The sequence below is a fragment of the Phytobacter ursingii genome (assembly GCF_001022135.1).
Taxonomy (GTDB): domain Bacteria; phylum Pseudomonadota; class Gammaproteobacteria; order Enterobacterales; family Enterobacteriaceae; genus Phytobacter; species Phytobacter ursingii.
Genome location: NZ_CP011600.1, coordinates 11,644 through 33,089, shown reverse-complemented (window position 1 = coordinate 33,089; position 21,446 = coordinate 11,644). Strand labels below are relative to the sequence as shown.

The window sequence follows — 21,446 nt, the reverse complement described above, 5'->3', positions numbered from 1 at the left end:
GGCGGATTAACAATGAGCACATCCATGTATGCGTTATCGCGTTCCGAAAAAGTATGCCTGATTTTCGCCATCGCCTTTCTCACCTCTGCGGTGATATACGGCACGCTGGCCGGACGGATTGTCAGGGCCATGAGCGCTGACACACTTGTCACTATTCTGCAGGACTGTCCGGTCCTGCTGATGATATCCCTGAGTGCAGGCTTCATCAGTACCGCGCTGGGGCACTACGTTGTCCGCCAGTGTCTTAAACCTGAACCGGCCAGGGGAGGCGTTCAGCATGATTAAACTCCGTCAGTTACTTCTTTCTGCTGTGACGGTGCTGGGTCTCAGTACACCGGCGTTCGCCGATGTACAGGGCGACCTTAACGGCTATTTTGGCAGCCTCGGTTTTGACGGGAATGTTTCAAAAGCCCAGGCGTGGCAGGGGCAGGCAGCCGGGTATTTCACCGGTGGCTCAGTGTACCTGCGAAATCCCGTCAAACAGGTACAGCTTATTTCCATGCAGGTACCATCACTCAATGCCGGTTGTGGCGGTATTGACGCCTACCTCGGGGCGTTCTCCATGATAAGTGGAGAGGAAATCCAGCGCTTTGCAAAGCAAATAATGTCCAACGCAGCCGGATATGCTTTTGATCTGGCCCTGCAGACAATGGTCCCGGAACTCAAGCAGGCGAAAGACTTTCTGCAGAAACTGGCCAGTGATATTAATTCCATGAACATGAGCTCCTGTCAGGCGGCACAAGGCATCATCGGCGGGCTGTGGCCCGTCTCACAGGTGTCGAACCAGAAAATCTGCCAGGACATCGCCGGCGAAAGCAACATGTTCGCTGACTGGGCGGCATCGCGTCAGGGGTGCACGGTCGGAGGGCAGGGCGACAACGTGACGAGCAAGGCGTCCGATGCCCAAAAAGACCAGGTGCTCAAGAATAAAAACCTCATCTGGGACGCACTGGGGCGCAATCATTTGTTCGATGGTAATCAGCAGCTTAAAGAGCTTGTGATGAGTGTGGTGGGCTCCATCATTTTCAACGCGCAGGGACAGGTCACCATCCTCACTCCGCTGGTCGATAACCGTGACATTGTCGGTGTATTAATGCGTGGAGGTACGGCAAAGATATATGGATGTGATGAGTCCAGCCTGTGTCTGGGACCCACCGTAAAGGATGTAACCATCAGCAGCGACGTCGCGCTGGTTTCGCAGGTGCGTAATCTGATGGTCTCCATCGACAGCAAACTCAGTAGCGATACCGGTCTGTCGGATAAGGAAAAGGGCTTCATCAATACCACGTCTGTGCCGGTGCTGAAATACCTGACCAACTCCCGCAGTATGGGTATGAGTCCAACCTATCTGTTACAGGTCGCAGACTTTGTGGCCCAGGACATGATGATCCAGTACCTGCAGGAGCTGGTAAAACAGGCAAGTCAGTCGCTGGCAGGTAAAAACTTCCCGGAACAGGCCGCCAGTGATCTGCGTAATAACGTACTGGCGGTGACCTCACTGCTGGCGCAGATGAAACTGCAGTCGACTGCCGACCAGAATGCCCTCGACGGTATCGACCGGAACATGCAGTACCTGCAACAGCAGGTCTCGACAATTATCTCAACGTCCTATCAGAGCAACTACCAGTGGGGTACCGGCAATGACTGAGGTCTGGACCATTTACGGCGGAGATATGTGGCGGCAGACGTTTAATGGCGTGGTCACCATTATTGGCTCAGATACCTACAGCACACTGAAACGCATTGTGGGGCTTTTCGGAGTGCTGGGCGTGATGGCGAGCTTCATCAAATCACGCAATCCGATGGTATTTCTACATTGGGTCGCCATCTTTTTCATCATCACCTCGGTACTGCTGGTACCCAAGCGTAGCGTGCAGATTATTGATATCACTGACCCGGCAGCGGTCTATGAGGTGGATAATGTGCCGGCCGGGTTGGCAGGCATTGCCGGTTTATCGACTTCTGTCGGGTTCTCTGTCGCCCGGCTTTATGATTATGCGCTCGCACGGCCCGATTCGCTGACATACACAAAATCAGGCATGCTCTTTGGCTCTCAGATTGTGGCGCAGTCGTCCGATTTCCGGACACAAAACCCACAGCTTGCTCAGATGCTCACCGACTACGTGGAAAACTGTGTGGTGGGTGACATTCTGCTCAACAGCAAATACACCGTGGCACAGCTGCTGAACAGTACCGACCCGCTGACGCTGATTACTGACAACCCGAGTCCGTTAAGAGGTGTGTATCAGGATACCGGTGGCGGGCGCCAGTTCGTTACCTGCCAGCAGGCCGCCGGTGTCATTAAGAATCTGATCGGCGCGGATATCAGTTTTGGGGGCACCACCTGGCATGCGTTAGCGACACGGCTGTTCGGCAACCGGATCAATGCAAACGCGCTACTGAGTAGTTCAATGAACGAAAGTTATAACTTTTTCTACGCCGGTGGACTGAGTGCCTCGCAGATTATGCGCAACAACATCACCAATGCTGCGATCCGCGACGGCTGGAAGGGCTTCGCGGCCCGGTCTTCGGACACCGCGAACCTGCTCAACCTGGCCACGGAGTCCAGCCTGACCAAACAGCGCATCAGCTGGGGTGCGGGTGGTGTGATAGCCGCACGCACGCTGCCAATGTTCCAGTCGCTGATGATGCTGGTCCTGATTGGACTGTTCCCGCTGGTCATTGCGCTCGCACTGGTTAACCACAGTATTTTCGGGCTGAACACGCTTAAACTCTATGCCGGAGGTTTTCTGTACTTTCAGATGTGGCCGGTGATGTTTGCCATCCTCAACTCACTGGCTAACTTCTATCTGCAGACGAAAACCGGTAACACGGCACTGGTACTGGCGAACCAGGACCAGGTGGCACTGCAGCACTCGGATGCGGCCAACATTGCTGGTTATCTCAGCATGTCGATACCGATTCTGGCCTTCTTCCTGACGAAGGGGGCAGCCTCGGTGGCTTCGCAGGCTGTGGGGAGCATTATGAGTTCGGCGGCGTTTGCAACTGGCGGGCAGGCCTCCACCACGGCGGACGGCAACTGGTCGTTTAACAACATGTCGATGGATAATGTGAATGCCAACAAGTTTGACACCAACATGATGCACCGCTCAGGCTCGCAGGCATTCCAGACCACCAACGGCTCAATGCATACACAGACGGCTGACGGAAGTCAGGTCTATGACACCTCCGGAGCCATCTCTAACCTGCCGGTGAATATGCGGCTCAGCGCACTGGCCAGCAGTGGGTACTCCGAACAGGCGCGCCAGGCGCAACAGGAAGCACAGAGTTCACTTGATGGCTACAACCACAGCGTTACCAGTGGCTTCCAGCAGATGAACCAGCTGACCCGTCAGAGCGGCAACAGCGACACGATGACGCAGGGTAGCGACAGCAGTGTGGCGACAAATGTCAGTCGCGGCGCGAGCAAAATGCAGTCGGCGGTGGAAAGTTATGCCAAATCCCACAATATCTCCGAACAGCAGGCGTATAACCAGCTCATGGATATCACTAACCGGGGCAGCATGGGGGCTGATGGCAAAGCGTACATCAAATTTGATTCCGGCGATCAGCTCGCCGGCAAACTTGGTAAATGGGCGACCGGTCTCAGCGTAGGCGGGGAGGCCAGCGTTAATACCGGCTGGCAACATACTTCCGGCAGTGCGCACGGCACACAGGACACCAATTCTGAAAGCCGGGATAACCGGCATGACCAGAACAGCCAGGAAGCACGTGACTTCCGTGAAGGGATGGATATGGTCACTTCGACCCGCCTGAGTCAGTCGGGAAGCCATACGGACAACCAGTCCAGCTCGCAGGCACAGCAGTTCGCAGCCACGCTGAACGATGCGAAAAGCCAGTACCATCAGTACACCGAAAGCAGCACACGCAGCCAGGAATTCAGCCGCATGGCCACGCTGTCACAATCGCAGAGTGCAAGCCTGGATGCCAACTACAATCAGGAGTTTGTGAACTGGACAACGGCGAAGTACGGCAGCGATGCGCAGAACATCCTGACCAATGTGAAAAGTGCGCAGACAGCAGCGACGGAATTCATGCACGAGCGGCTTGAGCCGGAAATCATGCGGAACTACGGCGCCCGAACGGAGCAGGTTAACAGTGAGCCATTACAACCGTCGCGCACACTGGAAAACCCGGTGCAGTCCAGCCAGGAGGGGACTGTGACAGGTCGCAATACACCGGACCCACAAACGTCAATGGTCCGGAATGCGCCATCCGGTGAAACAGGGGGCACAATCAGCGGCGGACGTCAGCGAGTTGCAGGTCAGAGTGAGCCTGCGGGTTCTTCTCCGGTTGTACCGGCAGGTAGCACGCCGTCTCGCTATGACGCCAGTTATGACGTACAGGGTACGGTTCGCACATCCGGGGGACAGAAGACGCAGCAGGGAATGCCGGGCGGGGAGTCCGAAAGACCTGGCGCAGGTTCACTGCACCGGTCTCAGCCGGGTAATGAGCCTGCTGGCAGAACGGTTTCCACCACACCGGTCCGCCGTGAGCAGGAAAATGTACACGTCGGTATTCATGAGCGTAACCTGAGTACGCCTGCCAGTGGCCCTTCGGAAATGATGAACACTGATTTTCGTCAGGGTACGCAGCGGATAAGCGAGCAGGCTTCCGGTGCCGGTATCCGTAATGATGTGGCCAGTAGTGTAAGAGCACAAAGATCTGGCAATACGGAAACTGTCAGGGAAAATGGCGGAAAAATTGACGAAAATAAAAACACTGTTCAGACGTCCAGTGATATACTCAAGGGAGAGCATCAGGGGGCGGTGAAACGCCAGCAGATTGGTCGAACCGAAGAAGATTTGAAGCAAACGTTGCCAATTTGGGATAGCTCAGAAAAAAGGGGCGGTTTTCAAGAAAAACTAGAAACACTAAGAGCTCAACAGAATAAAGCCTCATAGTAGAGTCTAAATGGAGAGGGAATATGGGTAATTTCACAAAAACCGAAATTGATGCAGATATAGCTATGCTTGCTGACAATATTTCGTCAGGAAATAGAATTATTCCTTCTAATTCAGACTTGCTTAGAAGGTGTTTCTTTATACCAGTAGTGTCACTCATTCTCAGTTTAGTAAGCACATTAGTTTTTTACCTTGTGGATTCGCACCGGTATAAGAATTTATATTCTGATGGCTTTTTTAATTTTTTAACATCGGAAGGGTGGGTAGTAATTGCACCGACTGTAATTATTGGACTGCTTTTTTCCTTCATGACTTACAACAACCTTATATTGTATCTTACTATCTCTAATGAAGTTCGGGAGAAATCATTAGTTTTGAGGCACTTGAAGAAGGTTGTTAAGAAAGTTGTAGTTTTCTTTTTAGGAGTGATGCTTCTTTCAACACTATTGTGTGCTTTCATTCCCTGGCTTGCTTTTGGTGTTCCAGCTTCTGAGGCTGCTTTATTTTTTATCGTCAATATTGTTGTAGGAATGGAAATTAACCGCCTCGGTGCGGGAGTAGCGCTCGAGAAAGTCAGTAATCTGCTCAAAAAGATTTAATCCATCTTTCTTTGTTACAGCGCCCTTCCGCACTCCTGAAGGAAGGGTTCTCCCCGAATAATACCTATTGAAAAAGCGTGCCTCCCCAGGTGCGCTGGTTCCGTTTTTATCATCAAAAAGGATACATCCATGAAACACCGCCATGCTCTCGTGGCAGCGATGACTGCTGCCTGCTTTTTGCTATCCGGTTGTGGTGCCATGAGCACTGCAATCAAAAAGCGTGACCTTGATGTCAAAACTCAGATGAGCGAAACCATCTGGCTGGAGCCAACGTCTGAAAAGACAGTCTTTATTCAGGTGCGGAATACGTCTGATAAGGATATGTCGGGATTACAGTCGCAGATAGCGTCAGAACTGACAGCGAAAGGCTACCGTGTTACGCCCTCATCTGATACTGCTTATTTCTGGGTACAGGCCAGTGTGCTCAAAGCTGAAAAAATGGATCTGCGCCAGTCCCAGGGATTTCTCAGCAGCGGCTATGAAGGGGGTGCAACCGCAGCGGCACTGGGGGCGGGTATTGCCGCCTATAACACCGGGTCTGCGGGTACCACGCTCGGCGTCGGGCTGGCTACGGGTCTGGTCGGTATGGCCGCAGATGCAATGGTTGAGGACGTGAATTACACAATGGTGACCGATCTGCAGATATCAGAACGCAGTAAAGCGCCTGTGACGACCAGTAATGTGGCTGCGCTCAAACAGGGTACTTCAGGGGTTAAAGTGCAGACCAGCACGGAGCAGGGCAACCGCACGAAATACCAGACCCGCGTGGTATCGAACGCGAACAAGGTGAATCTCAAATTCGAAGAAGCGAAACCGGTACTTGAAGCGCAACTGGCCAAATCTATCGCCGGCATCCTTTGACATCCCGGGTTGTGGTGTCCGCCACAAACCTTCTTTCGTCATTCTGAACGTCCACCGTGCTCGTCTCCGGGCTGGTAGCGTAAGTGCATGATGTTATTTCGGGGATATTTCGCTTCCTCCCATGACAGCGCGTTGCCCTGTCATGGTTGCGGCGAGCGCCTGTGGATGAAAACCCAACCCTGAATTACGCCTGACCCACAAACTCTTCCACCCGGCCAGATTATGGGGATGGCGGAGCGTGTTCCAGCACGCCCCGCCTGTAGCCCTCTCAGATAACCCCGTTCAGCATTTCAGGAATACCCAATGAAAACTACGTTCAGCAAAATAGCACTGATTGTTGTCGGTGTGATCTGCTTTTCTGCTCATGCGGCCAATACTAAAGATCCGTCACAGACGCGACTGACATTTTTCGGTGACGGAAACGTCTCGACTTTTTCAGGCCCCTGGGCCAGTTATGGCTGTACTTCTCCTGACTCCGTCTCAGATATTTACGGCAGTTACAACACCGTCAATAATCTCAGTTGCTCAGAAATTATGGGTTCGGCCAACGTCGTAAACAGTGGCGACGTGAATGTGATGGGGCAGAATAACCAACTGGCTAATACATATGCGAATGTTTTTGGCAACAATAATAATACAAAAAACGGGAACATAAATGCGTTTGGTTCAGGGATAACGATTGATGGATCGGGGAATGGCGCGTTTGGTTTTACGATTAATGCGACCGGGACAAATAATATTACGCTGGGCAATGAACTCAGAACCACCGGCATTTCAACCAACCTGACCGGGTCCTATATTACCTCTTCGGGTAATTACAATAACATATTCGGCTACAGCAGCAGTGTTCAGTCTGACGGTATCAATGCCATCGGTAACGGCAATACGGTTGTTGAGGCAACAAGCAGCAATATTTTTGGCTCGAATAATACGGTTAAAGACCTTTCAGCGACCAGTTTCAGCTCCAGCGCTGACGGCACCAGTATTACCGGAAACAGCAATACGGTCAGTGCCGGCAGCAACTCCGCTATCCTCGGCAATAACAACACCATCACCGGCGGCGAACATGACAGTGGCGGTATTCTTATCGGCTTTGGCAGCCAGATGAGCTATGCCGATGATGCCATTGGTATTGGTACGACAACCACAGTAAAAGATGCCAATTCTATTGCTATCGGGCAGAACGCAAACGCCAGCAATGGCGCGGTTGCAATTGGGTATAACTCTGTTGGAAGCCGGGCAGGCAGCGTGTCATTTGGCAGCACCGGCAATGAGCGCCAGTTAACGAATGTCGCTACCGGAACGGCAGACACCGATGCCGTGAATGTGAAGCAGCTGCACGATGCGGCCACCGTTGCACTGAGCACAGCGAACAGCTACACCGACACCCGTGAAACCGCCATCAATACCCGGACTGACGGCCTGATGGCCACTGAACAGCAGGCACGCCAGAGCGGAAATACGGCCACGCTGAACAGTGCGAACAGCTACACCGACACCCGCGAAGCTGCGATTAACCAGCGGACGGACAGCCTGATGGCCACCGAGCAACAGGCACGCCAGAACGGAAATACGGCCACGCTGAACAGTGCGAACAGCTACACTGATACCCGCGAGGCTGCGATAAACCAGCGGACTGACAGCCTGATGGCCACCGAACAGCAGGCGCGCCAGAGCGGAAATACGGCCACGCTGAACAGCGCGACGAGCTACACCGACACACGTGAAACGGCTATCAACCAGAGGACTGATACTCTGCTGGCCACAGAGCAACAGGCACGTCAGAGCAGCAGCGTGAGCACGCTGAACAGCGCGACGGGCTACACCGATATTCGTGAGGAAGCGATCAACACCCGGACTGACAGTCTCCTCACTACCGAGTTACAGGCACGCCAGGCCGGCGATGCTGCCACGCTGAACAGTGCAAAGGGATATACCGATGCACGCGAACAGGTCATTAACAGCCGCGTTGATACTCTGCTGGCCCAGGAGAAAAGTGATCGGATAACCGGCGATGCTGACAACCTCGCAAAATCAGGTAATTACAATGACCAGCAGACTGCCGTCGCAATCAGTACCGCAAACAGCTATACCGACGCCCGGGAACAGGCGATCAATGCCCGGACTGATGGACTGGTTGCGGACGAAAAATCGCAGCGTATTGCCGGTGATGCGGAAACACTCTCGGCAGCCAATACCTACACCGACACCCGTGAGTCTGCGATCAACCAGCGCACTGACACTCTGATGGCCACAGAGCAACTGGCGCGCCAGAACGGAGACGCCGCCACCCTGAACAGTGCAAAAAGTTACACAGACAACCGGGAAACGGCCATCAACCAGCGGACAGACGGCATGATGGCCGCCGAGCAGCAGGCCCGTGACGCAGGTGACGCAGCAACGCTGGGCAGTGCAAAAAGCTATACCGACACCCGGGAAACGGCCATCAACCAGCGGACGGACGGCCTGATGGCCACCGAGCGGCAGGCCCGTGACGCAGGTGACGCAGCAACGCTGGGCAGTGCAAAAAGCTATACCGACACCCGGGAAACGGCCATCAACCAGCGGACGGATGGCCTGATGGCCGCCGAGCAGCAGGCGCGCCAGAACGGGGATGCCGCCACGCTGAACAGTGCGAAAAGCTATACCGATACGCGGGAAACGGTCATTAACCAGCGGACCGACGGCCTGATAGCCAGCGAGCAGCAGGCCCGGGAAAGTGGTGATGCCCGGACGCTCAGCGGTGCCCGGAGTTACACCGACACCCGTGAAACGGCGATAAACAAACGAACAGACAAAATGATGGATACAGAACAACTGGCCCGTATCGAGGGGGACCGGCAGACGCTGGGCAGCGCAAAAGCGTATACAGACCAGCGGGAAACAGCCATCAACTCCCGGACAGACAGCCTGGTAGCCAGTGAGCATGACGCCCGCATTGCAGGTGATGCGAACACGCTTGCCAGCGCCGGCAACTATACCAACCAGCGCTTCAGCAAACTCAATGACCGGGTTAACCGTAATGAACGTCGCGCCAATGCCGGTATCGCCGGCGTGATGGCACTGACAAATATTCCCTATCTGACTAAAGACGTCGACAACAGTTTCGGGATGGCCATCGGATCATACCGGGGTGAAACGGCCATTGCCGGTGGCATTCAGCGGCAGTTAAGCCCGAGGGTTAATGCGCGCGTCAGCCTGACATGGGATTCCAGCCAGGCGGTAGGCGTGGCCGGTGGCCTCGCTGTCGGCTGGTAGGTATTCATTCGCGTTCCCTGTCAGCACTCATCCCTTTTTCAGTCCTCGCTTCACCAAAAGCAACAGAACACGCTTTGTTGATTTTTAAGGAACATTCCCATGCAAAAAACATTTATGAGTACATCAATAAAAGTCATGTTTTTCATTTTCGTCCTGTCCGCCTGGATGGCATTCCTGACCGAACAGTTTGGTGCGCCAGTGATCAAATGGCTGGCCAAGAATTCAGTCCTGTTCAGCTACTCGACCGTCCTGCAGGATGCCGGGGCTGGCGCGTGGAACTGGACGGGGCTGACGAACCTGATGGTGTTTATTCTGTTTTTCATCGCTGTCAGTGCCCTGGCCTCCATGCTGACCTTTCTGACGGTCGGCATTCTGAATGACGCACAACGCACGGCTAAACGTATCTTTCATCTGTTGCGCCGTCCGGTCTGAAGGTAATGAACGGAACGGGGCGCGGAATCTGAAAGATGAAGCGAGATTAAGACGTCACATCGCGCCTTATAATCAGCCCCTTCGGGCCGGTCCCGGCCCACATACTTAATTCCCTTGTACAGACTGTCGGCCCGTTTCACACGGGCGGATTACCCCTGCGCATTATCCGGAGTGTCGTATGAGCTTTACCCCTAAATACCTGACGCAGGGCGGCCAGATGACGGCCTATCGCCTGCGGATGTTCGGCCAGGTCAGCAACTGGATTTTCCACTGGATGCTGATGCTGTTCATTGTGTCGACCTGCGTGCTGTTCTGGCTTACCACGACAGACGATGTCCTGCGTAATGGCTTCTGGTACTGGTCAGCCTGGCCCACCCATTCGTTACTGGGGCTGTCGCCGGGCAGTACCACCGCGACATGGGATATTACCTGGCACTGCGGTGATGGCAGCCGGCTGTGTACCACGAAGATGACGCCGGCACAGCTACTGGCTGACCCGTGGATGCAGGAAATGGGCAGCCAGTTTATGGCAAATCTGCGATTCATTGCCTCAGCCTGCGGCCTGGTGGCCTTTCTGCTCTGGTGCCTTATCGCCTGGTACGTGGGCCGTATTGGCAAAAAAGAGAGTGAGGATGAGTTCATCTCGGGCATGACGCTGACCGACAAGCCCCGGGAGGTTAACCGGTTACTCAAAAAAGCCGGTGAAAAGTCGGATCTGCAGATAGGCGGCCTCTACATGGTCAAAGATGCAGAGGTGATGAACTTTCTTATTCACGGCACGATTGGCGTAGGTAAGTCCACCCTGATTCGCTGGCTGCTGGACTACATTCGCCGGCGTGGCGACCGCGCGATTATCTATGACTCCGGTGGCACCTTCATCGAGACACACTACGATGAGCGGCGTGACAAAATCCTCTGTGCGCACGACAAACGCTGTGAAAACTGGGTGTTGTGGCGGGAATGCCGGGACGTGGTTGATTACGAAAACATGACGGCGGCCCTGATGCCGGTGGAAGGGGATTCCGACCCGTTCTGGGTGTCCTCCTCCCGGACCATCTTCAGTGATGGCGCAATGCAGTTCGCGAACGACCCGGATCGTAGCATCGAGAAGTTCCTGAAAACCCTGCTGTCTATCGACCTCAAGAGCTTGCGTGAATTTCTCAGGAATACGCCGTCAGCCAACCTGGTTGAGGAAAAGATAGAAAAGACCGCCATCTCTATCCGTTCCGTGTTAACCAACTATGCCAAATCACTGCGGTATCTGCAGGGGCTGGATAAAGAGGGCAAACCTGAGTTCAGCATCCGTGAATGGATGACCAGTGAACAGTACAACGACAGCTGGCTGTTTATTTCCACGACGGCCCGTCATCGCAAGGCCGTACGTCCGCTGATTTCCATGTGGCTTTCTCTGGCTACGTTATTGCTCCAGAGCATGGGTGAGGACAGTGAACGCCGTGTGTGGTTCATCGGCGATGAGATAGCCAGCCTGCAAAAAATCCCTGAACTGAATGAGACACTGGCTGAGGCCCGTAAGTTTGGCGGCTGTTTTGTGCTGGGCGTGCAGAACATCCCCCAGTTAATCCACATTTATGGCCGCGAGATGGCCAAAGCCATTTTCGACCTGCTTAACACCCGCGCGTATGGACGTTCACCGAGTGCTGAGGTCGCGAAGATGGTGGAGGAGGAGCTTGGCCATCAGCGCCGGCGTGAAGCCCGTGAACAGAACAGTTACGGTCTTGACCAGGTTCGTGACGGTATCTCCATCAGTAAGGATAAGGTCAACGAGCCGGTTGTGGACTATGACCAGGTCATGAAAATGCCGAACCTGCGGTTTTACATTCGCCTCCCGGGTGAGTATCCGGTCGTGAAACTCAGTCTCAAATATCGCAGGCAGAAGAAATATCACCCCGCACTTATCGAACGCGATTTCCATGACCGCCTGAGTCCTGTCCTGGAGAGCATTATTGCCGGCAATGAACGCAGCGCTGCCGCTGCGGGGATTCGTTTCCCGACGGGTGAAGAAATACTGGAAGGAACGGAAACAACCCGTGCTGAGTTACCGCAGGTTCCCTCCGCTATTCCGGCCACTGAAACACCCGTAAAGCCGCCGGTACAAAAACCGGGTAAGGCGTCAACACCGAAGCCGGTACCCGAAAAAGCGCCGCCACGTCCTGCTTCCGTTATCCCGCTGACGCAGGAGCAGACAACCGACACTCACGGGCCAGAAGCCCCGCCTGTGCGCCCCGTATCAGAGCCGGTCAGTGCCAGCGAACCACCGCCTTCAAACGTATGGCCATTCCCGCAACCTGTCGCCCGGCCAGCGCCTGCCGCCAGTATCAGGACCGCACAACCACCTTCTGAGCCGCAAAAAGCGCCCGAGCCGGAAAAAGTACCAGCGCCTCCTGAGCCGGTTGTGCCTCCGGTCGCCCCGGCGTCCGTTAAGACGGGATTCAGTGCGCTGGACATGCTGGCCAGACGCGCCGGCAAGCCGGTTACAGACAGTGATGCTGACGCTGCTGACAGTGCGGCACAGGGTGAAGCCCCCGAGCTGCATATGCAGATGGAAAAAGATGACGCAGGAACGCTGACGGTGCGAAGCGCCGGATACCACAAGGCCGAACCTGAACGCACTGAGGAAGACGACGCAGGGCGCTACAGCGACGCGAACAGAAGCATGGCGGACGAGGAAAAGAACATTCTCCGTCATCGTGACGACTACGAGGCGTATCAGGAAATGCAGGAACACCTTGATCCCGGAGGATATGAACGATGATGACGCCTGCTCCGGTGGCCTCGGCCGCCGACGCTGCCAGTTACTACAGCAGCAAGGATAACTACTATTTTCTGGACGACATGCCCACGCAGTGGCTGGGTGAAGGGGCGAGAGAACTGGGACTGGAGGGGCCGGTCGACCTTGATACGTTCACCGCAATCCTGCACGGCAAACTCCCCAACGGCACTGAGCTGGGGAAAGAGGTGCAGGGCAGCCATGTCCATCGTCCGGGACACGATTTTACCTTTTCCGCCCCCAAGAGTGTCTCAATGCTGATCCTCGCGGGCGGCGACAAACGTCTGCTGGAGGCGCATCACGACGCCGTCAGGGAAACGCTGGCTGTCATGGAACAGATGGTGAGCGCCCGTGACACAAAGGAGGGGGTGACCCGTATTGTTCCCACCGGCAAGATGGTGGCCGCGCTGTTCACGCACGACACGTCACGTAACCTTGACCCGGAAATCCATACGCATGCGGTAGTGGCCAACGTGACGGAGCTCGACGGTAAATGGAAAGCACTGGCCACGGACACCATTCACGGCGCAGGGTTTATCGAGACGGTCTATCGCAACCAGGTTATCTACGGAAAAATTTACCGGAACATCATGAAGGGAAAGACCGAGGCGATAGGGTATGAGACCGAACTGACCGGGGGGCCACACGGGTTATGGGAAGTGAAAGGCTTTTCGCGGGAAGTGATCGAGGAATTCTCTTCCCGCCACCGGGAGATTGTCGCCCGCGTGGGTGACGAAGCCTCACTGAAAAGTCGCGATGTGGCGGCGCTCGATACGCGCCAGCGCAAGCAGGATATCAGTCGCTACGGCGAGGACAGTCTGCCGCAGACAGAAAAAGATAAGGGCCGTCGGGAGAAGTCTGAGAGCAGTCCCGTTCCGTCACCTGACAGACGGGAGGCAGACGTGTCCGTAACGGCAGGGAGAACACCGGCGGCGGCAGAGTATCACCACGTATCCGGAGAGGCACCGCAGGTGACCGCCCCCCGGAGTGTGAGTCCGGTAACCGTGGAACAGCCGGAGCAGGAATCTGTCAGGGAGCCGGATGCGCCAATCGTCAAACCTGAAACGGCCGACGGACGTGCGCGCCTGCGTGAGCGCTGGCAGCGACAGATGGACGATGTCGGTTTCGATATCGGGAGCGTGATTAACGAGGCAAAAGCCCGGGAGGCCATACTGTCGGCACCGGAAGAGACATTACCGGATATTCCGGAAGCGATGGCGGCGGTGCGCAATGCCATCTCTGTTCTGAGTGACACACGTACCCGTTTTACTTACGGCGACCTTCTTCTGACGGCACACGAATCCGGCGAAATGCAGCAGTCTCTGCCGGACCTGCGCCGTGCCATCGGACAGGCTATCAGTGAAGATCTGCTTACGCCGCTTGATGGTGAAAAGGGCGTCTTCACCTCACATATTCACCTGCTGGATGAGCTGTCCGTGCAGTCGCTGACGGCAGACATACTGAAAGAGAACAAAGTCGTCAGTTTCAGGCCCACAGCAAAAGAGCCGCCTGCGCATCTGCAGAAAGCGTCCCGCATCCCCGTGGCCATACTGAATGCGCCGGCATCGGTACAGCGTCTGCGCGAAACCGCCGAAGAACTGGTGACAATGTCACGTGAACAGGGACGGGAGGTCAGGGTGCTGGCCAGTTCAGCGGAACGCGCGCTGAGCCTCGGTAAATCCCCATTGCTGAAAAATGACATCCTGTCACGCAGCCGTGTGCTGGACAGTTCTTTCAGCCTGGGCATACAGAGCACACTCATCGTTGAGGGGGCGGAAAAGCTGGGGCTGAAAGAGATGCTGGTTCTTACGGGCGAGGCGAGAGAGAAAAATGCCCAGCTGTTGTTCCTGGACAGCGCGGGTCGCCAGTCGGATGCCAGTGCGCTTTCAGTACTGGCCTCTGCAGGCGCCGAACGCTTCAGCCTCACTGCGCCGTCATCCGAACTGGAAGCCCGGGTCATCAGTATTCAGGACAAACGGGAACGCCAGCAGGTACTGGCTGAGCGCTTTGCGGAACTGAGCGGACCGGACAGTCCGGTCACGGCGGTAGTGGCGGGTGTCCGTGAACAGCTGCAACTGACCGGCGCCATCCGTGAAGCACTGCAGAACGCCGGTAAACTGGGACAGGATACCGTCACGATCCAGGCACGCACCCCGGTTTTTGTGAACACCAGGACGCGTAAACTGCCCGGAACCTACCGTGCCGGCATGGTGCTGGAAGACCGGACAGAGAAGGATGAGACCCGTCATTATGTTATCGACAGGGTGCACGAAGACACCCGTATGCTGTCGCTGATTGACAGTGACGGTGTGCTGAGCCGGGTGAAACTGAGTACGCTCAGCGGTGACTGGCGTCTGTTCACACAGAGTGAACTGAGTGTGGCGCAGGGTGAGCAGCTGTTTGCGCTGGCCGGCGACAGGTCTGCCGGGCTGAAAGCCCGCGACCGTCTTACGGTGACCGCCGTCGGCGAGGGGGAACTGACCGTACAGCGGGAGGGGCAAAAGAAACCGCTTCGTCTGGGGACGGATGCGCCGCTTTACGTCACGCACGGTTATGTCAGTGCACCGGGCAGCCGGGATAATGAACACGGGACCGTGCTGGCCTCGCTGAGTATGCGCGATCTGTCGGCGAACATGATAAACATGCTGGCCCAGTCGGGGCACGTGGCGGAGATCTTTACCGGTGAGGCGCAGGACAGGGCAGAGGAAAAGCTGGCGCGACTGCGTGACAACCGATCTCCCCTTGCACTGGTGCGTCAGCTGAGTGGCCGGGAGGACGCCGGTGAAGCCATCAGTGCGCTGAAAACCGGTCTGCTGACGGATGTGGAGAAAGCGGTATCGCGCGCAGTGGCCAACATGCGTGAGGTGGCGTTTTCTTCCGCGCTGCTGACGGAAAAGGCGGCCGGTTTTCTCGGTTCCACAGAGGGACTGACTGGCGAAATTGCGCGTCTTGCGAGTGAAGGTGAACTCATTAAAGTGCCCTGGGGAGGTGAGGTCCGCTATGTTGCGCGGGTCACCTGGGAGATGGAAAAAGCCATCATCCGGGAGGTGGAAGCCGGTAAAAATACCGTGGCACCACTGATGGGTGATCCCGCAGCGGTTCTGCCTGCCACCCTGACTGCCGGCCAGAGTGAAGCCTCCTCCCTTATCCTGCAGAGTACCGATCGCTTTACGGCGGTGCAGGGGTACGCCGGTGTGGGTAAAACCACACAATTTAACGCGGTGAAAACGGCCATTGATACTCTGCCAGCGCCGGTACGTCCGGTCATCATCGGGCTGGGGCCGACACACCGTGCGGTGAAGGAGATGCGGGGTATCGGCATCGACGGCCAGACCATGAAATCCTTCCTGATGGACTGGCAGCAGCGAACGGCGGCCGGGGAGCAGGTCAGTTATCACAACTCCCTGTTTCTGATCGATGAAGCCTCCATGCTGGGTAACCAGGACACGGCAGAAGCCTTACGCGCCATCGCGGCGGGCAATGGCCGCGCCGTGATGGTCGGTGACGTGGCACAGCTGGAGTCTCCGGAAAGCGGTTCACCGTTCCGGCTTCTTCAGGAGCGCAGCCCAATCGACATTGCCGTGATGAAGGAAATTAAACGTCAGCTTAATGATGACCTGCGCGGTGCAGTCTACAGCGTCATTGAGAACAAAGCCGTGGCTGCCTTAGAGAAGATTGACCGGGTGTCACCGGGCGCCGTTCCGCGCCAGTCAGGTTCTCCGGTACCGGCACGATCGGTAACCGAGATCCCCCCACCGCAAAAGGATGAAAACGGATACCTGCAGCCCGGTCCCACGGTGATTGATGCGATTGTCAGCGACTATATGAGCCGGACGCCTGCGGCGCGCGAAGAAACGCTTATTGTGGTCTCGCTTAATGACGACCGGCGTGCGGTCAATGCCGGCATTCACCAGGCGATGGTCGACGCAAAAGAACTCGGTGAGAGGGTTGTTGTGGTACCGGTACTGGAGCGTGTCAGTGGCGGGCGGCATGACTTTAACCGTATTGATGCCTGGCAGACGGGGCAGGTGGTGCTGGCCAGCGAACGTTACCTCACGGTGACGGGTGTTGACCGGGGCACAAAGAATGTCCTGTTGCGGGATGAAGAGGGCAGGATGCGCTACTACTCGCCTGCTGAACTGAATGCCACCGAAATTGAGGTCTTCAGACAGGAGAAACTGGAGCTTCGTACCGGAGACAGCATCAGGATGAGCAAGACCCGGCGGGATATGGGCCACGCGGCACACGAACAGTACCGCGTGTCGGCATTGTGGGATAACGGCGATATTGTGCTCAGTGGTGCCGCAGGGGAGAAGGGGTCGGTTCCGGCTGAGGGCGAAATGACACCCTAAGCTTTCGGTTCCTTGGGCCAAAGATATTCGCCAGTCAGTAGAATGTGCGCCCAGCCCAATGGGGATATGTGGGGAAGAAATTCAGGGGGAACATCCAACCCTTCGTTCCGCCGCTCCGTGACGGCATGACCAAGATGGACGGTATTCCAGTAAATGATCACCGCAGTCAATAAATTGAGCCCAGCGATTCGGTAGTGCTGCCCCTCTGTCGTGCGATCGCGAATTTCCCCCTGCCTCCCGATACGGAGCGCATTTTTGAGCGCATGGTGGGCCTCTCCCTTGTTAAGACCGATCTGAGCACGCCGCTGCATGTCCGTATCCAGGATCCACTCAATAATGAAAAGGGTCCGTTCAATACGACCAACTTCACGAAGCGCAACTGCAAGGTTGTTTTGTCGTGGGTAAGAAGCGAGCTTGCGCAGGAGTTGGCTGGGCCTGATTTTGCCAGCGGTCATCGTCGCGGCACAACGGAATCTATGGTCACTCCCGTTTTTGCAACACCGATTTTGACGACAAGTTGGCTTGCTTGAATCTATCCGGCGTCTGAATGGGATTTTATTCCCGCGCCTCGATGAGTTCCGCGCCTGATGAACCTCCAGAAAATATACGGCTTCAATGAGCCTTTCCGTTTTACAGGTTCCTCAACAGGCCGGTGGGCCGTTAGTATCATCAATATCAGTATTCGCAAAACCAGATGAATGATTGTTTAAACTGGTGTATTTCTGCCTTTATGCTTCGTAAGTTTGCTGTCGCGCCGTCAGTGCCCAGGCTATTCTGGCCAGCTTGTTTGCCAGAGCACAGGTGACGACAAAGTTGCTTTTCCGACACAACAACTCCCTGACCCAGTCGGCCAACTTGCCAGACTGGTGTTCCAGTTTTTGTATGAATACCCTGGCACACTGAACCAACAAAGTTCGGATCTTTTTGTTGCCCCGCTTGCTAATCCCTAACAATGTCGTCCGACCTCCCGTGCTGTACTGTCGGGGTACCAGCCCTGTTGCCGCCGCAAAGTCACGGCTGCTGGCGTACTGCTTCCCGTCGCCAATCTCAGTTGAAATAGTACTGGCAGTCAGCGTTCCAACGCAGGGAATACTCAGCAAGCGCTGTCCAACCTCATCTTCGTCCAACTTTCGTTTCAACTGAGATTCCAGATCTTTAATCTGCTCAACAAGATAGTGATAATGCTGTTGTAATTTCAGCAGTAACTGGCTGAGATAAAGAGGCAAACTACTGTCCTCAAGAAGGGTACTCAGTCGACTAATAACGGCAGCACCTCGCGGAACGCTGATACCAAATTCCAGCAGAAAAGCATGCATCTGATTAGTTGTTTTCACCTTATCCTGAACCAGGGATTCACGGACACGATGCAGAGCTCGCATTGCCTGCTGAGATTCGGTTCTGGGCTGCACGAAACGCATAGATGGACGTGATGCTGCTTCACAGATAGCTTCAGCATCAACGAAGTCATTTTTGTTGCTTTTAACGAATGGGCGGACAAATTGCGGTGATATCAGCTTTGGAAAATGCCCTAACTCTGCCAGCTTGCGTGCCATAAAGTGAGAACCGCCACAGGCTTCCATCGCGATGGTTGTTGCCGGGCATGTCGCCAGAAATTCGATTAGCTTTGGTCGGGTGAATTTTTTACGGTAAACGGCCTTCCCACGATGATCCTGACAATGAATATGGAAAGAGTTCTTACCCAGATCGATACCAATAAGCGCAATGTTTTCCATGATGGTTCTCCGAATGAAAGCCTGTCCTCAGCATAGTACTGGGAAGGAGGGAGTGACCATCTCATTAAATATCAGGCCAGTTCGCAACGATAAGATCCTCCCGGGCTTTTCCACCTACCAACTTGCGTAACTCCCTGGGGGTCGTATCGGGATTAAATACGTACAACCGCTTCGATGGCAGATCCCTGATTCGCAGAACGAGATTGTAGCCGAGCAGGCTACTGGCTCCGAACAAATGGTCGGTGAATCCTGCTGTATCGGCATACTGTTCGCGAACATGGCGACCGACCTCGTTCATCAGTAGTCCATCGAGAATATACGGTGCCTCGCTCACGGTCGCCGGGATCGACTGACAAGCGAATGGCGCGAACTGGTCGCTTACGTGAGTATACGCTTTGAGGCCGGGAACAGAACCATATTTGGCATTGACCATGTTCATGGCTTCGCCATGCCGCGCTGTCGGGAAAAACTGACCATCGCTCGATGCTGACGTGCCCATCCCCCAGACGCGTGACATCGGCAGTTTACCCTGCGCGGCCACCACAATTGCCAATGCCTGGTTCATGGCTTCGCTTTCAACATGCCAGCGGGCAAGGCGTGAGAGCTGCCAGTAATCATGCGTGTTTGTAGCTTCCGCCATCTTACGCAGGCCCAGATTGAGCCCTTCAGCGAGCAGGACGTTGAGCAGACCGATCCGGTCGCGACATGGAGCCCCGGTTCTCAGATGGGTAAACGCATCTGTGAAACCAAGGGCTGCATCAACTTCAAGCAGCATGTCGGTAATCCGAACGGACGGCATTCGGCGATACAGATCCAGTATGAGTGCCTCGGCACCATCCGGCACGTCTGCTGTCAACCTGTCGATCCGCAACGTTCCATCTTCTATGCTACCGTGCGGAATAGTGCCGTTACGGGCAGCCCGGGCCAGCCGCTTAAGAGCGATCGTGAGTCGCGCCTTTCTGTCTGCCAGCCAATCCTGTGGGTTGGAAGGCACGGCCAGTTTTGCATTTTCCTGCGCCGCGATCATCGGCACCAGTACCTGCTTGAGGTCACCATAGCGGCGCGAATGAGCGAGCCAGACATCTCCGGAACGAAAAGCATCCCGGAGGTGAAAGAGTACCGCCACTTCCCAAAGACGGGTATCTCCTTTTTCCTGAGCTCGTAAATGACGGTTCCATTTGGAGCTGGGCCGCAGGAAACGCCTTTCTGGCGATGCAACACCTTTCATCTCTCCGATCGACAAAGCTGCTGCTACCAATGGTCCGGCGACCGGCGCGGCTTCGAGCTTCAGACAGCGCAACATGCGGGGCGCATAACGACGAAAGCGATGGTATCCCTGCCCGACATATGCAAGAGGCTCATCGGCTAGCGTGTTGCTGAGTTGAGTCCCTGTCGCTACCAGTTGAGCGAGCCGGTCCCATGCAACCGAACTGGCGACAGCCATCTCCAGCGGGGTTCCGTCACTGCGGGCCTCAAGCAACGAAGCTCCCAGCGCGGTGAAGGTACGGATCGTATCCGCGAGTGTGGCTTTAGAGCCGGAAATTGTTTCGTCATGCTGGCGCTTCGCTTCCCGCCAGGTTTTTCCTACGATCCTGTCATGGGTTTCGACTATGGCATCAGCAATCGCCGCTTCCCACTCCACAACACAGACGGCAAGGATCGCCCAGCGGCGGTCCGAAGTGATGTCACGCAAACCGTCGGTGAAGTAGCGTTCACCCTGCCGACGCAGCCGGGCAATGCGATGGGCAGGTATGCTGGCCAAAGCACTATGATTGATATTCAGGGTACGCAGAAATTCGAGCCTGTCGAGCAAACGGTTAGCAGCAGCCGAGTTGTTACCAACCTCGAAGTTGCGAAGCCAGATGAAACGACTGATATTGCCGGCGAGCATTTCACTCAGAAGTTTGTCCAGGTGATCGCGAACATCCGCTGTTAAATTTTCCACAATCCGCGTTTCAATCCGCCGCTCAGCGGCGACCAGAGCATCCGCGCACAAGCGCTCGATTGTCGATACTGCGGGCAGAATGGTGGAAGTTTCCCGACACCGCACAATAAAACGATGAGCAAGATCCTCGTTTGATCTGGCATCTTCGGCCTGGCCGAAAGTCCACTCCCGCAGATCACGGGCACCACGGCCCGTGAAGGTCTTGTAGCCGTAAATTTCGCGCAGCGTGTCCATGTGCTGCTGACGGGTTTGGCGCCGTGTGGCATAAGTGAGAAGCGCATCAGCCGGAACTCCAAGCTGAGCACCGACGAAGGAAAGGATTTCACGCGGGATCATCTCACCAGGAGCCAGTGCACGGCCCGGATATCGTAAGGCACAAAGTTGCAGGGCAAAGCCAATCCTGTTTTCCGGTCTGCGGCGCTGCCTAATGTTTTCCAGGTCATCATCGCCCAGCGTGTAGAACTTCAGTAGCGACAGTTCGTCCGTGGGCAGATCGAACAGCGCTGCTCGCTGCCGTTCGGTGAAAATATGGCGTCGTGACATACAAATTCGT

At 55.4% G+C, this 21,446-nt stretch carries 10 protein-coding genes and 2 pseudogenes; 9 read left to right on the top strand and 3 right to left on the bottom strand.

Annotated elements, in window-relative coordinates:
• The first annotated feature begins 12 nt into the window (after nucleotides 1-12).
• The 9 genes from AB182_RS00905 (at nucleotide 13) to mobF (ending at nucleotide 17,215) form a co-directional block, all read left to right on the top strand.
• A complete protein-coding gene (locus AB182_RS00905) occupies nucleotides 13-285 on the top strand; it encodes a hypothetical protein (RefSeq protein WP_047368792.1) in 273 nt (90 codons plus the stop codon).
• Entirely contained in the window at nucleotides 278-1,648 is a 1,371-nt protein-coding gene (traH, locus tag AB182_RS00900; RefSeq protein WP_047368791.1) for a conjugal transfer pilus assembly protein TraH, read from the top strand. Before AB182_RS00905 ends, traH begins: the two co-directional genes overlap by 8 nt.
• Nucleotides 1,641-4,925 carry a conjugal transfer mating-pair stabilization protein TraG gene (gene traG / locus AB182_RS00895; RefSeq protein ID WP_047368790.1) on the top strand — a complete coding sequence of 1,095 codons (3,285 nt, stop codon included), beginning with the start codon at nucleotides 1,641-1,643 and terminating at the stop codon, nucleotides 4,923-4,925. Before traH ends, traG begins: the two co-directional genes overlap by 8 nt.
• A gap of 23 nt (nucleotides 4,926-4,948) precedes the next feature.
• On the top strand, nucleotides 4,949-5,524 hold the full coding sequence (locus AB182_RS00890; RefSeq protein WP_047368789.1) for a hypothetical protein: 576 nt from the start codon (nucleotides 4,949-4,951) through the stop codon (nucleotides 5,522-5,524).
• A 129-nt stretch (nucleotides 5,525-5,653) separates the two neighbouring features.
• The gene (gene traT / locus AB182_RS00885) at nucleotides 5,654-6,385 is read left to right on the top strand and encodes a complement resistance protein TraT (protein WP_047368788.1); all 732 of its coding nucleotides are present in this window, start codon (nucleotides 5,654-5,656) and stop codon (nucleotides 6,383-6,385) included.
• 303 nt (nucleotides 6,386-6,688) lie between these two features.
• The gene (locus AB182_RS00880) at nucleotides 6,689-9,643 is read left to right on the top strand and encodes a YadA-like family protein (RefSeq protein WP_047368787.1); all 2,955 of its coding nucleotides are present in this window, start codon (nucleotides 6,689-6,691) and stop codon (nucleotides 9,641-9,643) included.
• Nucleotides 9,644-9,742: 99 nt separating this feature from the next.
• Complete coding sequence (locus AB182_RS00875) at nucleotides 9,743-10,075, top strand: hypothetical protein (protein WP_047368786.1); 333 nt, start codon at nucleotides 9,743-9,745, stop codon at nucleotides 10,073-10,075.
• Between the two features lie 178 nt (nucleotides 10,076-10,253).
• Nucleotides 10,254-12,848 carry a type IV conjugative transfer system coupling protein TraD gene (traD, locus tag AB182_RS00870; RefSeq protein ID WP_047368785.1) on the top strand — a complete coding sequence of 865 codons (2,595 nt, stop codon included), beginning with the start codon at nucleotides 10,254-10,256 and terminating at the stop codon, nucleotides 12,846-12,848.
• Nucleotides 12,845-17,215, top strand: a complete 4,371-nt coding sequence (mobF, locus tag AB182_RS00865) for a MobF family relaxase (RefSeq protein ID WP_047368784.1) — start codon at nucleotides 12,845-12,847, stop codon at nucleotides 17,213-17,215. The genes traD and mobF overlap by 4 nt, the downstream gene beginning before the upstream one ends.
• Here the strand turns inward: mobF and AB182_RS00860 are convergent.
• The 3 genes and pseudogenes from AB182_RS00860 to AB182_RS00850 all read right to left on the bottom strand — a co-directional run.
• Nucleotides 17,212-17,685 (bottom strand): annotated as a pseudogene (locus tag AB182_RS00860) (Tn3 family transposase); the annotation flags it as partial. The gene mobF and the pseudogene AB182_RS00860 overlap by 4 nt on opposite strands.
• Nucleotides 17,686-17,943: 258 nt before the next feature.
• Entirely contained in the window at nucleotides 17,944-18,948 is a 1,005-nt protein-coding gene (locus tag AB182_RS00855) for an IS110-like element IS5075 family transposase (RefSeq protein WP_000427614.1), read from the bottom strand.
• A gap of 67 nt (nucleotides 18,949-19,015) precedes the next feature.
• Nucleotides 19,016-21,436 (bottom strand): annotated as a pseudogene (locus AB182_RS00850) (Tn3-like element Tn5403 family transposase); the annotation flags it as partial.
• Nucleotides 21,437-21,446 lie beyond the last annotated feature (10 nt).

Excerpts from the sequence above, each read along its gene's own strand:
- AB182_RS00855 (WP_000427614.1), bottom strand. The coding sequence starts at position 18,948 with ATGGAAAACATTGCGCTTATTGGTATCGATCTGGGTAAGAACTCTTTC.
- traD (WP_047368785.1), top strand. The coding sequence starts at position 10,254 with ATGAGCTTTACCCCTAAATACCTGACGCAGGGCGGCCAGATGACGGCC.
- AB182_RS00905 (WP_047368792.1), top strand. The coding sequence starts at position 13 with ATGAGCACATCCATGTATGCGTTATCGCGTTCCGAAAAAGTATGCCTG.
- AB182_RS00890 (WP_047368789.1), top strand. The coding sequence starts at position 4,949 with ATGGGTAATTTCACAAAAACCGAAATTGATGCAGATATAGCTATGCTT.
- traG (WP_047368790.1), top strand. The coding sequence starts at position 1,641 with ATGACTGAGGTCTGGACCATTTACGGCGGAGATATGTGGCGGCAGACG.
- AB182_RS00880 (WP_047368787.1), top strand. The coding sequence starts at position 6,689 with ATGAAAACTACGTTCAGCAAAATAGCACTGATTGTTGTCGGTGTGATC.
- traT (WP_047368788.1), top strand. The coding sequence starts at position 5,654 with ATGAAACACCGCCATGCTCTCGTGGCAGCGATGACTGCTGCCTGCTTT.
- traH (WP_047368791.1), top strand. The coding sequence starts at position 278 with ATGATTAAACTCCGTCAGTTACTTCTTTCTGCTGTGACGGTGCTGGGT.
- mobF (WP_047368784.1), top strand. The coding sequence starts at position 12,845 with ATGATGACGCCTGCTCCGGTGGCCTCGGCCGCCGACGCTGCCAGTTAC.
- AB182_RS00875 (WP_047368786.1), top strand. The coding sequence starts at position 9,743 with ATGCAAAAAACATTTATGAGTACATCAATAAAAGTCATGTTTTTCATT.